The organism is Siphonobacter sp. BAB-5405, from assembly GCF_002872335.1.
Lineage (GTDB): Bacteria > Bacteroidota > Bacteroidia > Cytophagales > Spirosomataceae > Siphonobacter.
In genome coordinates, this window is record NZ_NJAG01000020.1 from 25680 (window position 1) to 39618 (window position 13939).

A 13939-nucleotide genomic window follows, 5' to 3' on the forward strand; every position below is an offset into this window, starting at 1 on the left:
AATAGATGTGTGGCAGATTAGACCTTATGACTCAAAAGGCAGGATAAGAAATGAAGCGGGGCAAGGGGTCTCTTCCTGTAGAAAACCCCTTGCCCCGAATAGTATAAAGGTAAGTCAGAATTACGTACGCCGGCAGACGAATTCACCATTGCCAATTGGTACCGTCAGACAGTCCCACTGCTCATCCGACAAGGCCCGATCCATCATGGGTTTAATGCCTTCGTATTGATCAATCGCATTATCTGCGACAAGCAGTCCGCCCTTGACTACGCAAGGAGCCACAAGCTGGAAACAGGGATCATACAGACTCTTTTCCGCATCCAGAAAGCAAAAAGCAATACCGGACAGGGAAGGACCCACACTGAGAAAATCGCCGGGAATGAGTTCGATAAAAGCCTCCATACCCGCCAGACGAAACGTTTCGCGGGCCATCTCGCACTTTTCCGGGTCGAGTTCAAAGGTTTTCACCCGTTGGCCTCGTTCGCGGGCGGCCAGGGCCAGCCAGAGCGTGGAGTATCCGGCACTGGTGCCGATTTCGATCAGTTCTCCCGCCGGAGCGTTGGCCGCTAACAGAGCCAGAAATTGCCCGGTTTCTTTGCTAATCTGGCGTAAGCGGCGGGAACGGGGTGTTCCATCCGTCCGATCCATGCGGTCCTGATTTTCCAGCAGGGCCATGCGTTCCAGGGCTTGTGAAGAGAAGTTTCGGAACATAGTAACTGTCGGTATAGTCGCTACATGCGTTATAAACGTCTTAAACGAAAACTTCCCGAAAGTTTTAAAGCTTTCGGGAAGTTGAAAAGGGAGGTATTACAAGGCTCCACTTTTGATTTCTTCGACCACATTGGGGTCGAGCAGGGTGGAGGTGTCACCGAGGTTGCCGGTATCGCCTTCGGCAATTTTGCGAAGAATCCGTCGCATGATTTTTCCCGAACGCGTCTTGGGTAATCCGCTGACAAACTGAATTTTATCCGGTTTGGCAATGGGTCCAATCACGCGGGATACGGTCGCCAGAATATCCCGGCGGGTCAGGTCTACGTCATCGAGCGGCTCTTCCGTAATGATATACGCGTAAATGCCCTGACCTTTCACGTCGTGCGGATAACCGACTACGGCACTTTCCACCACGCCCAGGTGCATGTTGATGGCATTTTCGACTTCCGCCGTACCAATGCGGTGACCCGATACGTTCAGTACGTCATCGACACGACCCGTGATGCGGTAATAGCCGTCCTCGTCTCGCAAACAACCGTCACCCGTGAAGTACAGGTTCGGATAGGTACTGAAATACGTTTGCTTGCAGCGTTCGTGATCGCCGTAAGTCGTCCGCAGAATACCCGGCCAGGGGAACTTGATACAGAGGTTACCCGATACGCCGTTGCCTTCAATTTCCTTGCCGTTTTCGTCTACCAGCATGGGTTGTACGCCCGGCAGTGGCAGGGTAGCAAACGTGGGCTTTTCGGGCGTAATGCCAGCAATGGGTGAAATCATCAGACCACCCGTTTCGGTTTGCCACCAGGTATCGGCGATGGGGCATTTTCCCTTCCCAATGTGATCGTGGAACCAGTGCCAGGCTTCTTCGTTGATGGGTTCACCCACGGAGCCAAGCTTGGTCAGCGACGAAAGATCTTTGTTTTCAACGTACTGCAAGCCAAAGCTCATCAGCGAACGAATGGCCGTAGGAGCCGTATACAGAATATTAACGGAATGTTTATCGACAATATCCCAAAGACGACCCGCGTCGGGGAAAGTGGGAACGCCCTCGAATAGCAGCGTAGTGGCTCCGCAGCAAAGCGGTCCGTATACAATATAACTGTGGCCAGTAATCCAGCCAATATCGGCGGTACAGAAGTGAATTTCGCCGGGCTGGTACTGGAAAACGTTGGCAAACGTGTACGCCGCGTATACCATATACCCACCCGTGGTATGTACCACGCCCTTTGGTTTGCCCGTCGATCCGGAGGTGTAGAGAATAAAGAGCATATCCTCGGCATCCATCTCTTCGGCGGGGCATTCGTTGGTCACGTACTTCTCTTCCTGTTCCCACCAGCGGTCGCGACCCTTGAGCATGTACACAGGGGTGCGGGTACGGGTCATAACGAGTACTGTTTCTACCGAAGGACAAGTCACCAGAGCGTCATCTACGGTAGCTTTCATCGGAATTTCTTTCGAACCCCGGTACGCTCCGTCGGAGGTTACCACGACTTTACACTCGGCATCGTTGATCCGGTCAGCAATGGATTGCGAAGAAAAGCCACCGAATACGACTGAGTGAACGGCACCGATGCGGGCACAGGCCAGCACGGCAATCGCCAGCTCGGGCACCATGGGCAGATAAATACACACGCGATCGCCTTTCTGCACGCCCTGTTTTTTCAAAACGTTGGCAAAACGGCATACGCGTTGGTGTAACTGACGATACGTGATTTTTACGGAATCTTCGTGGGGATCGTTGGGTTCCCAAATAATGGCTACCTGATCGCCCCGCTCGGCCAGGTGACGATCAAGAGCGTTTTCGGTAATGTTGAGTTTACCACCCGCAAACCACTTGATGTCCGGGTCTGAGAAATTCCACTGAAGCGTTTTAATCCAGGGCTTTCGCCAGTAAAAGTTAGACGCAATCTCGGCCCAGAAGCCTTCCGGGTCGTTTACTGACTTACTATATAGTTCTTTGTACTCGTCAAAATTCCGCAACTGGAAGGGGATAGCACTCATGGCTCGTAATCATTTTAGAGGGACTAAAAATAATACCTGAACTGTGCGGCTAAAGTACAAGCAATCGCGGAAGGGATCAAACAAAAGCGGTTTTTCTCGCTAATATACTATAGATAAAAAGGTATTTTACTGATACTCGATTGGGGAAAAGGAAGATGAAAGGCTATAGGTTTAGGCCGTAAGTTCCTGAACTTTGGCCATTAAGTTACGGGTTGAGAAGGGTTTGGTCAGGTACAGATCCGCTCCGTAGGAGAGGCCTTTTTCAATGTCACTCTCTTTACTTTTGGCACTAAGGAAGACAATTTTCGTCTGCCGAAGCAGATCCGAGCCTTTCACCTGCCGACAGACTTCATAGCCGTCCACACTGGGCATCATAATGTCAAGCAGCACCAGTTGCGGTTGCTCCTGGTGGATAATATCGAGGGCTTCGGCTCCGTCGCGGGCAATATAGACCTGATAGCCTTCCTTTTTCATCAGGAATTCCAGGGACATGACAATGCCGGGTTCATCGTCGACAATTAAGATTTTCATCATACCACTGAGCGTTAATTCATCACGACGCAAGTCTGCGTTCATCCGGATGATTGATATACCACAACAGGAAAATTGGATTAATGTTCCGCCCGTACCTCCTTTAACAGTGGAATTTGCACTGTAAAACGGGCTCCGGAGCCGGGCTGACTTTCCACCGAAATGCTTCCGTGATGCAATTCTATGATTTTTTTGGTAATCGCCAGCCCTAGTCCGCTGCCTTTGGGTTTGCGGATGGTCTGGTTTTCGGCCTGGTAAAACTTGTCAAAAATGAGTTGCTGGTAATCGCTCGCAATACCGGGACCATTGTCCGCCACCGTTAGCACGTACTGATCGCCAGAGCGGCGGAGCAAAACCTGAATCAGCCCTTTACCACGTTCCGTATACTTAATCGCGTTCGAGAGCAGGTTAATCAGTACCTGCATCAGTTTGTCGCGGTCGGCTTGCAGGGGCGGTAGGGGTTCAGTCAAAGATACGTCGAGGTGAACGTCTTTTTCCAGGGCTAATTGATGGACGGATTCGACGGCTTCCCGAATGACTTCGGTTAGCTGTACGGATTCAGTACGCAGAAAATGTTTCCCCGATTCGTATTTCTCCAGATCCAGTACCTGACTGATGAGCCGCGTCAGACGGTCGGATTCGCGAATGATGGTCGAAAGAAACTGATCCCGTTGCTCCATATCCAGCTCCGGATTATCCTGCAAGATTTCACTCAGAGCTTTGATGGACGTAATGGGTGTACGCAACTCGTGGGTTACCGTCGTCAGAAAGTCGTCCTTGAGCCGATCCGTCCGAATCATCTGTTCGTTGGCTTGGCGAAGCTGGGTAGTTGCCCGTTCGAGTTCGGCCTGGTGCTGGCGTAGCTGTCGGTTGGTCAAAATCAATTCCTGCGATTCCTTCAGGATTTCTACGACTTCGTCCACGGAAATTTTCTCTTCCAGCGTCACCGAGGCCACCATCAACCGGGCCGAAGCCGAGCCAATGACTCCGGCGAGGAGATTCTCGGCGTAGTTCACTAACTGGGGCGAAGCCCGTTGCCAGTTCAGGTTGATCTCGTTTTCATTGGCAAAGCGTTCGAGCAATTGCGTCGTTCGTTCCTTCCCAAAAAACTGACTCAGTAAGCTTTGTAAATCCGGAATGTAGGCCGTACCCCGCCAGATTGTGGAGCTTTCGATGACTTCCGAGTACTTGAAAATATCCACGAACAGGATCGCCTGATTGTGCTCCATGGACGTCTGTGGCAGGCGAATCGAGAGCAGTACGTACGAAAGCACGTTGATCGATAAGCTCCAGAACAAAGCATGGGAAATGCGGTCGAAGCCTTCCAGTCCAAACAAAGCGGAGGGTTTCAGCAATTCAAGGCCCCAGGGGCCCACCGTATTCAGACTCAGCGGAAAGAAACCAGCCTCGGCCAGCATGGGAATCACCAGCGTATAAAACCACACAGAGAAGCCGAGAATCAAGCCGACGGTCGCTCCGTAACGGTTACCCTGTTTCCAGAAAATACCCCCCAGTACCGCCGGAGCCAGTTGAGCCACCGCCGTAAATGATACCTGTCCGATGGATACCAGCGGGTACCGCCCGGCGAGTTTGGAGTAGTACAGATACGCCGCGACGAGCAGAAGCAGGATACTGATCCGCCGGGCACCGATCAGAAAACGGCCCAGATTTGGACCAATTTTGCGACGAAGCGTGGGTTGCGTCAGGACGTAAGGCATCAGAACGCTATTACTGAGCATGGTACTCAAAGCAATGGTTTCGACGATCACCATGCCCGTAGCCGCTGAAAAGCCGCCCAGGTAAGTAATCAGAGCCAGCCATTCCTTGTCGAAATACAGCGGAATGGCCAGTACGTAATTGTCGGCATTGACCGTCTGGTTTTGAAAGAGTAAGGCCCCGCCAAACGCAATGGGCAGTACAAACAGGTTTATGACCATCATGTACAGCGGGAAGGTCCAGATGGCCCGGTTGAGGTGACGTTCATCCGTATTCTCCACAACCGACACCTGAAACTGACGGGGTAGCAACAGAATATTCAGCGTGGACAAGAGGATGTGCCAGAACCAGGTGCCGTAGCCGCCGTTAGGATCGATAGTAAAGAGTTTGCGTAAGGCTGGTTTGTGCGAAGCCTGCGTGAAAATGTCACCGAACCCATTGAAAACGCCGAACGTCACGTAGATACCCACGAACAGAAAGGCCACCATTTTTACCAGCGATTCGGCGGCGATTGCCGTGACCATACCTTCGTGCTGTTCGGTTGCCTCAATTTTTCGGGTACCAAACAGCATCACGAAAATGCCCAGACCAATGGCGAGGTACAGCGTTAGGTCGCTGGTGAGTTCTTCGGTACGGGGGAGTTCTGCCAGTACGGCAAAGCTGGTAGAAATGGCTTTTAGCTGGAGCGAAATGTAGGGAACGATGCCAATCAGGCAGAAAAAAGCCACCAATGCCCCCAAGTTTGCCGATTTTCCGTACCGCGAAGCCACGAAATCCGAAAGCGTCGCGATGCGTTGTACCTTACAGATCCGAATGATTTTCCGTAGAATGATCCACCAGAGCGGAGCCGTCAGCGTCGGTCCCAGGTACGTCGATAAAAACTCAACGCCATTGGTAAAGGCCCTTCCCACCGACCCGTAATAGGCCCAGGCCGAGCAGTAGACGCCCAGCGAAAGCGAATACACCCAGGGGTTAGACACCCAGCGGCGGGTGCGGTGGCTACGTTCGGCCCAGTACGCAATGCCAAAAAGTAGTCCCAGGTACATCACCGAGACCGTCACTACCCAGCCACTATTCATGATTTTGTCGGGTCCAGTACCAGTACATCAGGCCTACCAGTCCCAGCCAGCAGGTAAACACATACCAGTAGAGCAGGGGGATACCCATCCAGAGAATGGGTTTATTGAATAAGGAAAGCAGCGGAAAATTAAGAATGAGAGCAAACAGGATACTAACGATGACCAGATATTGCCCCCGAAGCCGTTCGTTCATGGGGTTCCGTTCTTTTGCTCAAAAATAGTACGAGAACGCCAGAGACGGTACAAAAGTGGGATTTTTGAATGAGGACGTTTCGTACAAAAAAGCGGCGGACGCTATTCGCCCGCCGCTCATGTTCGGAGTTTTCATCGAGGTGTTCGATGCATGCGTTCAATTCGTCTGCTCGTCGTACTCGCCCTTGAGGGAATAATACCCAAACAGGATCAGGCCAGCGACAATGATGGGCGTAAGGACCAGCAATACGACCCATCCAAAAATTCGGTCATCGAGCTGCGGACTGGCAATCTTATGAAGGCTGTCTACAATACGGTCATAACCAATGTACAGCCCCAGAGCAATCCAGCAGAAACCGAGTACTTTTTTCAGACTATTCATACTTTTTTTGACGGTTTTAGAGAATTATTGTTGGATACGACTTCTTGAAGATAGATAAATAAATCCAATAATAAAACAAATGGCGGCGACTATTATTGGGTACCAGAGGCCGGCCAGGTAGGCTTGTGGTTCCTGATTGACCGTAGCTTTTTCGACCAGTGCCACGGCCAGAAAAGGAGTGAGTCCCCCAAAGATGCCATTCCCAATGTGGTACGGTAAGGACATCGACGTATAGCGAATACGGGTAGGGAACATTTCCACCAGAAAAGCGGCAATGGGTCCGTATACCATGGTCACATAGAGTACCTGAATCCAGATCAGGAGTACCATCGTCCAGTACCCCGCATTTCCCAGGGTTAGCACGTATTTAACCTCAGTTCCTTGTGAATTGTTTAGCGACGTTCTCTGTACCTGCGATCCATCGGTGTAAGAAATGACCTGAGAGGTCGTCTGGTTCTGGATGGAGGTCTGCGTGGAAACTTCGGTTTTGGCGGCTATATCCGTCAAAGCGTACATCTGCTGGTACAGCGGACGGTAAGTGAGAACGGCCAGGGCCATACCGCCGAGAATGATGACCTTTCGACCCCAGCGATCCGAGAGCCAGCCAAAAAGCACAAAGCCGCCCGTGGCCAGAGCCAGAGCAATCGCCACGATTTCGCTGGATTGCTCAAAATCAACGTGACCCACTTTCTGAATGAACGACAAAGCGTAGAACTGTCCCGTATACCAGACCACGCCCTGACCCGCCGTTGCTCCGAGTAGAGCCAGCAGTACCATCTTCAGATTTTCGCGTTTGCCAAAGGATTCCGCCAGTGGGTTTTTGGAAACTTTGCCCTCCGATTTAAGTTTGGTAAAAACGGGTGACTCGTTCATTTTCAGTCGAATAAATACCGATGTTCCTACAAGTACAATCGAAACGAGAAAAGGAATTCGCCAGCCCCAGCTTTCAAAATCCTGGACACCCAGTAGTTTCCGGGTAGCCACAATGACGGCCAGCGATACGAAAAGGCCCAGCGTGGCCGTCGTCTGAATCCAGCTGGTGAAGTATCCCCGTCGTTCTGGCGGAGCGTATTCGGCCACGTAGGTAGCCGCTCCGCCATATTCCCCGCCCAGGGCCAGGCCCTGAATCAGCCGTAAGAGTAGTACCAGCAGCGGCGAAAGCATACCCCAGCTTTCGTAACCCGGAATCAGTCCGATCAGAAACGTAGAACCACCCATGAGCAGGAGGGTCACCATGAAGGTATACTTCCGGCCCACGATGTCGCCCAGACGTCCGAAGACCAAAGCCCCGAACGGACGTACGATGAAGCCCGCCGCGAATACTGCCAGAGCCGAGAGCAGAGCCGCCGTAGGATTGTCTTTAGGAAAAAATTGGGTCGAGATAATAGCCGACAGGCTGCCGAAAATGTAGAAATCGTACCATTCGATCAGCGTACCAACCGAAGAGGCCGCAATGACGCTTCGCAACGTACGCGGACTGGTGACCGAAGCGGGAGCAAGGGTCTCAGGCATAAGCAATACAATAGGTTTAGAGGAGAGGTACTGAAAATAAAAGATTTTGACCCGGGTTGGAATCATACATCCCTTTCAGTGTTGTTTACATAAATGGGATTATGACGGGTTTATTTTGTATAGTTCGGGCAAATCGACGGAAATCGCTAGGAGGAAAGAGGAAAAAAATAGTTTTTGCTAAAGCAGCATAGGTAAGAGAAGGAAGCAGGAAAAGAATTAATCTTTAAAGCGTTCCCAGCGAATGACCATGAATTTATCGCCGAGTTCGGTGACAATAACGCCGGAACTCCGCAAGTTATCGCGATTGGCAAAATACTCAGCTATTTCCTTATGGTTCAGAATCTTATAGGTGGGGCGGTACTCTGAATTCTTGGGAATTTTGATCTGGTATTTCTTCACCCAGTTCATAACCGATACGTGACTCACCCCCAGCAATCGTTCGATTTCGCGGTAGCTTACACCTTCGATATACAACTGTAACGCCTTGATTACGTAGTAGGTACTGATGCCCTTTCCCAGTTTATCGACCGTAAAATGGTACTGACAGGCTTTGCAATGGTACCGTTGGCGATCTTTGATTATACCCGATTTGGTAACATTCGACGAATCACAGCGAGGACAATTGGGAGCAGTCATAAGTAGCATATATTCAGTTTAGCAAACATATAGCTAATTAGCAAAGAAAGAAACCGGGCCGAGCTTTTTTTTGACAGAAGCGGAAAGAAAAGCGGTGAGTACTCGTGAGTCACGGACGCGTTCCGTAGCGAGCAAGCTAGGCATATAGCGTACGAAAGGAAAGCGTAGGAATCGCGTAAGCAGAAGGGTTGAGTTGGGAAGTTTCGCCCGTACCCAAGTAATCAACCCTTGATCTACTTCGCCGTTTATTACGAACGTAACTAGCTAAAAAAGCCTCCCTGCGGGCAGAGAGGCTTTTTCTTATTGGTTGATGTACTGAAGCGTACATTTCTGAGGCTCGACCGATACCACGGTAAACTCGCCGTCAGTGAGTGCATCTTCCAGGGAAGTACCACCCGTGACCACGTATTTCTCGTGGCGTTTGATAAACTCCTGTAGTTTTACGGACGACACATAGTCCTTGAGCCGCACGGATCGTGTTGAATTCACGAGTGAAGCATCGGGTACGGCTAAGTCAGCCGGGATACTGAGTGTATTATTCGTCGGCTTGTCCATGCTACCATAGGTAAAGAACACGCTCGGAAACTGTAATTCCAGGGTCGGAGTAGACATAAGGATTTGTTTTTAAGGGTTGGTGGGATGGATGGGGTAAAAAGTGTGCCAATTACAGAAGTTGTTCGCACCAATTAAGGCCGACTACACCAAGAACAAGGGAAGCGAGAAGGTGGCCAGCATCAAGCAGGAGAACGCCACGCACCTGAGCGATACCGTGGACTACTACGTCATATGGAAGTACAGGGGCGGCACTGGCTACAGTGAGAGCGGGTTCGACATAGATTTCCTTTAATGGGCTCCAGACTTAGCCGACTGAACCGACCGGGCCGACTGAGCCGCGACGTAGAACCGACCACGTGGCGGCTTGGTCGGCCCGCCAACTTTTCAAGGGGTACCCACCCCGCCGACCGACCGACCCAGCCCGAAATCTCAATTCAGCAATTCGAGAAAATCAAAAATGGAAATTTCCAAAATGTTATAGGGCGGGCGGAAAAGACAGATTTTATATGTGTTTTTATTACATTTTGTATTTAAAATGTTGACTATTAGTATTTTGAGTGATTTATTGTAACGTAATTAGTGCAACTTTTGTAAAATACTTATAATCAGGATTTTAAAAGGTGCATCTTAATTTCTTAAGTTTTCGAACAATATGTTAGATTATTAACCGAAAGAGGGCATAATCATCAACCTAGAGAATTTCTCTTCTCATAAATTATAAATTTATGATTACCTATTTGAAAATTGATGGCTTTAAATCATTTCAAGATTTTGAAATGACATTTACTCCTTTTACAGTAATTGCTGGAACAAATGCTTCTGGGAAAAGCAATCTATTCGATGCATTGCAATTACTATCCCGATTAGCTGAAACTGATTTGAAAACTGCATTTAATGAGCAAAGGGGAAATGCAAGTGAGCTATTCACTCAACTAGAAGGAGAATGGTTTGCATCGGAGATGAAATTCGAGGCTCATATGCTTGTAAATAGGACAGTTAAAGATAGGTGGGGAGGCCAGGTAGACTTAAAATATACTAGACTTCATTATATATTGCATATCAAAAAAATACAAAATAATAAAGGATATGATGATATAGTTGTTTCATATGAACAATTAGAAAATCTTAAGCATAATGAAGACAAATGGGTTAAGGAACATATTGAATTAAAATACAGAGAGGCTTGGAGACCTAAAGTTGATAAAGGTCGTCGTGGTACTCCTTACATAATGACCGATTATGTTAATGATTTTCCAAGAATAATTGTACCTCAAGATGGTACACCTGGTGGAAATAAGAAAACATTCCCTGCAAATTATGCATCCCAAACGGTTTTAAGTAGTATAAGTTCCGTAGATTTTCCGCACGTTTATGCAGCTAAAGAAGAAATGCGTAGTTGGAAGTTTCTTCAATTGAATCCTGAAGATTTGAGAGAACCTTCTAGGCAAGAGTTAGGATTAACAGATATTATAACTTCTAGTGGTAAAAACCTTGCTGCAGCTCTATATCGTATTAAATTGTCAGATGAATATAGTTTGAAGGAAATATCAAGAAAGCTAAATAATATATTGCCAAATTTGGTTGCTGTAGAAGTATATGATGATAAAGCAAATCGACAATATATAATTAAGGTAAAGGGTGAAGATGGGAGAGAATTTTCATCTAGAGTATTGTCTGAAGGAACTTTAAGATTATTAACGTTATGTATACTGCAATTTGACGAGGAGTACACCGGATTACTGTGTTTTGAAGAACCTGAGAATGGTATTCATCCTTTTAGAATAAGGGCTATGGCGAATTTGCTTAAAGACCTAAGTACAGACTTTTCTGAAACAGGGAATCCATTAAGGCAAGTAATAATTAATACTCATTCACCAGTTTTAGTCGGTCAATTAATACAGTGGAAAGAGGATAGTAACGTTACTATTTGGCTCTCTAGTTTGAATACCCTAATTACTACTATTCAAGATAAAAGGCTAAAAATTAAAGTTACTTCGATAGATTTAGCTTCTAAAAGTAATCAGTATGATTTGAATTTTGATAATAAAAAACGATTGTTTACTCTAAATGAAATAGAAAAGTATTTGCGAACAGCTGATACCGAAAATGCTTTAAGTGCACTAAGATGAATAAACAACTAACTATTGGATATGTAACAGAAGGTACAACAGATGTCAGGTTTTTAGAAAGTATCATTCAGCGTACCTTTGAAAATGTTGCTTTAGAATGTCAGAGCCAAATAGAGGTTCTGCCAGTACTTAATTTGGAAAAGTCGAGTGGTGCTTTTAATGATATGCTTGTTGAAAAAGCAATAGAAGCCAATTCTCTTGGATTAATGGTTTTGTGCGTACACGCCGATTCAGATAGTAGTGATAATGATGAAGTAATAAGAAATAAAATAAATCCTGCTTTCTCTGCTATCGAAAATTTTGAAACTCATGACGAAATATGTAAAAATTTAGTGTCAATAATTCCAGTTCATATGACTGAGTCTTGGATGCTTGCGGATAGAAATTTAATTAGAGAAGAACTTGGTACAAATAAGAGTGATAATGATTTAGGTATAAATAGAGCACCGGAAAGCATTGCCGATCCTAAAGAAGTAATTAGAAATTCAATTTCAGTCGCTTTCTCACATTTACCTAAAAGAAGACGGTATCAATTAGGGATAGAAGATTTGTATAGACCTATTGGACAGAAAATATCATTGAGTAATTTGCAAAGCTTAAATTCATATAGACATTTTGAAAATAATGTCAGGGAGTCTTTAATTAAGCTTAATTATCTCTATAGATAGTCATAAAGGCAATATTTAAAAGAAAGGTTGGCAATTTGCCAACCTTTCCGCTTTTTAAGTAGTTACCATCATGAGTATTAATAGCAACCGTTCACCTTCAGCCGGAAGGCGGCCAACAAATCTACTTGTTTTGGTCGCCTTTTATGGCCTTCCGGGTCTTGATTTTAAAGGGTTACTATTCTTTAATGTCCTTGTACGTTTTTAGTTGTACATACTCTAGTTCTGGAATAAACAGCCAGCCCATTCATTCTCTCAATTCATATTTTATTTGAAGGACAAATTTGATGTTCTGTAACGTAAAGACATAAAAAAAACTAGCTTTTTCAAGCTAGTTTGATTACTTGCAGAGGGTGAGGAACTCGAAGGAATGACCATAAGTAATTGATTTAGACCACATTAGTAGCGAGTACTAAAGGGGGTGTTACCTACTTTGATACTAGAAGGCCACAAAAAAAAGCCTTTTCCAAGGTCAAAGCGGTCTAAGATAACACCCTCAGATTTTCCCAGTAAAGTAGTTACCGTATCCTGAAGTTTAGCAATCTGAACGTTCTTCGCTTCTAATTCCTTTGCAAAGGTTTCTCTCATCATTGCCATTTCTTCTTTAATACGCACGATAGTTTCCTCCCCAAAAGCACCATTATCTAGAGGTTTACGGTTATAGTTCCCTTCAGCCCTTTCATACAATTCGTTTGGCCTTACTCCTAAAGCATTAGCCCAAGATTCAACTTCACCGGAATTCATAGAATTTCTATTATACACATTGTAAATAGATTGTCTAGAAATGCCAAGTTCTCTAGCTAAATCAGTAATTGAGAGGTTTTTCTCCTCAATGACCTGTCTAATAGCCAAGCCAATGGATGGTTTTTCCATATTTAACTAAAAATATTTTTTACAAACATTGACAAATTGTAAATAATATGTCTACATTTGAACACAAGTTCAACTTAAAGATAGCACATCTTTAAAGTAAATGTCAACACAATGCCAATAAACGGTCAAAATTGTATGGAAACGGTTACAGAGGTACATGAAAAAAGCCACCCGAAGGCGGCTTGGTCTTTGATCACTTTGGAAGTGACAAATTTTGCTAGTTATAATAGTGATAAGCCAGAACGGCGTCTAACTGTTGTAAAGGTTTTAGGTATGCCTATTTTTTCCAAGTGGAAAACCACTAAACGGTTTCCGTCTTTACTAGATTAAGCGTAGCTATAGGAAAGGTAATGTCCGAGCAAGTGTCATCCTCTTTGAAAAAGTAACATTGTGCTCGGTCTATAGTTTTATTCCATTCGTCTATATCATGAATGGTCATTTTAGGGCCACCAGATTTTAGTTGAACTACATCGCCAACTTTCATTCCTGCTTCTGAAGCTTTCATTTTTAATTGATTGTGAGGGTTTAATATTCATTTACAACACAATCATAACACAATTACAACCCAACAATTGACTTAATTTAATTGAACGGTCAAAACTATATGGAAACGGCAATCCCACAGGATGAACCCCAAAAAGACGATACATGGGCCTTTTTGGATACACAGGTTTTCCCCATAGATGGTAAAGAGGTATCCAAAGCTCTATTTGAACTCGGGTTCTCTACGCTCAACATGAAACGACGAGTATCCGCCCGAATCAGAAAATTCCTCAATAACTCGGTAGATCATTCAGAACCCTTTTGGTATATCGATGTGATGGTGAATTGTGCCGATAAATGTTTCGATGTAACCTTTGAGACCAATTTTTGCCAGTCTAAAGTTATTTGTCGACAGGGATTCGATAGCGTAGCTGAACTAACCGATGTAATTCGTAAAATCAGGTTGTCAATTGG

The 13939-nt window shown here is 46.0% G+C and carries 15 protein-coding genes; 4 read left to right on the forward strand and 11 right to left on the reverse strand.

From position 1 onward, the window contains the following. Window positions 1-120: 120 nt before the first annotated feature. The 9 genes from BWI97_RS16150 to BWI97_RS16190 form a co-directional block, all read right to left on the reverse strand. Window positions 121-711, reverse strand: a complete 591-nt coding sequence (locus BWI97_RS16150; protein ID WP_102201815.1) for an O-methyltransferase — start codon at window positions 709-711, stop codon at window positions 121-123. A gap of 96 nt (window positions 712-807) precedes the next feature. Beyond that, a complete protein-coding gene (acs, locus tag BWI97_RS16155; protein ID WP_102201817.1) occupies window positions 808-2712 on the reverse strand; it encodes an acetate--CoA ligase in 1905 nt (634 codons plus the stop codon). A gap of 171 nt (window positions 2713-2883) precedes the next feature. Next, window positions 2884-3246, reverse strand: a complete 363-nt coding sequence (locus BWI97_RS16160; protein WP_102201832.1) for a response regulator transcription factor — start codon at window positions 3244-3246, stop codon at window positions 2884-2886. Window positions 3247-3323: 77 nt separating this feature from the next. Beyond that, the gene (locus BWI97_RS16165) at window positions 3324-6038 is read right to left on the reverse strand and encodes a sensor histidine kinase (RefSeq protein ID WP_102201818.1); all 2715 of its coding nucleotides are present in this window, start codon (window positions 6036-6038) and stop codon (window positions 3324-3326) included. Beyond that, the gene (locus tag BWI97_RS16170) at window positions 6031-6231 is read right to left on the reverse strand and encodes a hypothetical protein (RefSeq protein ID WP_094808403.1); all 201 of its coding nucleotides are present in this window, start codon (window positions 6229-6231) and stop codon (window positions 6031-6033) included. Before BWI97_RS16170 ends, BWI97_RS16165 begins: the two co-directional genes overlap by 8 nt. A 156-nt stretch (window positions 6232-6387) precedes the next feature. Further along, window positions 6388-6612, reverse strand: a complete 225-nt coding sequence (locus BWI97_RS16175) for a DUF6814 family protein (RefSeq protein WP_094808404.1) — start codon at window positions 6610-6612, stop codon at window positions 6388-6390. Window positions 6613-6636: 24 nt separating this feature from the next. After that, window positions 6637-8124: an MFS transporter gene (locus BWI97_RS16180; protein WP_102201834.1), complete on the reverse strand. Its 1488-nt coding sequence runs from the start codon at window positions 8122-8124 to the stop codon at window positions 6637-6639. Between the two features lie 216 nt (window positions 8125-8340). Further along, window positions 8341-8769: a helix-turn-helix domain-containing protein gene (locus BWI97_RS16185; protein WP_141217312.1), complete on the reverse strand. Its 429-nt coding sequence runs from the start codon at window positions 8767-8769 to the stop codon at window positions 8341-8343. Between the two features lie 291 nt (window positions 8770-9060). Continuing rightward, window positions 9061-9372, reverse strand: a complete 312-nt coding sequence (locus BWI97_RS16190; RefSeq protein WP_094808406.1) for a hypothetical protein — start codon at window positions 9370-9372, stop codon at window positions 9061-9063. Window positions 9373-10040: 668 nt separating this feature from the next. Here BWI97_RS16190 and BWI97_RS16195 point away from each other — a divergent pair. Next, the gene (locus tag BWI97_RS16195; RefSeq protein ID WP_102201820.1) at window positions 10041-11444 is read left to right on the forward strand and encodes an AAA family ATPase; all 1404 of its coding nucleotides are present in this window, start codon (window positions 10041-10043) and stop codon (window positions 11442-11444) included. Continuing rightward, window positions 11441-12112 carry a DUF4276 family protein gene (locus BWI97_RS16200; RefSeq protein WP_102201822.1) on the forward strand — a complete coding sequence of 224 codons (672 nt, stop codon included), beginning with the start codon at window positions 11441-11443 and terminating at the stop codon, window positions 12110-12112. The genes BWI97_RS16195 and BWI97_RS16200 overlap by 4 nt, the downstream gene beginning before the upstream one ends. A 396-nt stretch (window positions 12113-12508) precedes the next feature. Here BWI97_RS16200 and BWI97_RS16205 read toward each other — a convergent pair whose 3' ends face one another. Then, window positions 12509-12982, reverse strand: coding sequence for a helix-turn-helix domain-containing protein (locus BWI97_RS16205; RefSeq protein ID WP_102201824.1), 474 nt, complete (start codon window positions 12980-12982; stop codon window positions 12509-12511). Between the two features lie 135 nt (window positions 12983-13117). Between BWI97_RS16205 and BWI97_RS28050 the strand changes: the two genes are divergently transcribed. Continuing rightward, entirely contained in the window at window positions 13118-13312 is a 195-nt protein-coding gene (locus tag BWI97_RS28050) for a hypothetical protein (protein WP_199182022.1), read from the forward strand. On the opposite strand, the gene BWI97_RS29230 is transcribed toward BWI97_RS28050, so the two are convergent. Then, window positions 13284-13487 carry a DUF2158 domain-containing protein gene (locus BWI97_RS29230; RefSeq protein ID WP_102201826.1) on the reverse strand — a complete coding sequence of 68 codons (204 nt, stop codon included), beginning with the start codon at window positions 13485-13487 and terminating at the stop codon, window positions 13284-13286. The genes BWI97_RS28050 and BWI97_RS29230 overlap by 29 nt on opposite strands. Window positions 13488-13586: 99 nt before the next feature. Here BWI97_RS29230 and BWI97_RS28365 point away from each other — a divergent pair. Next, window positions 13587-13939, forward strand: a 353-nt coding sequence (locus BWI97_RS28365) for a hypothetical protein (protein ID WP_233207873.1), incomplete at its 3' end; no start/stop codon positions are given.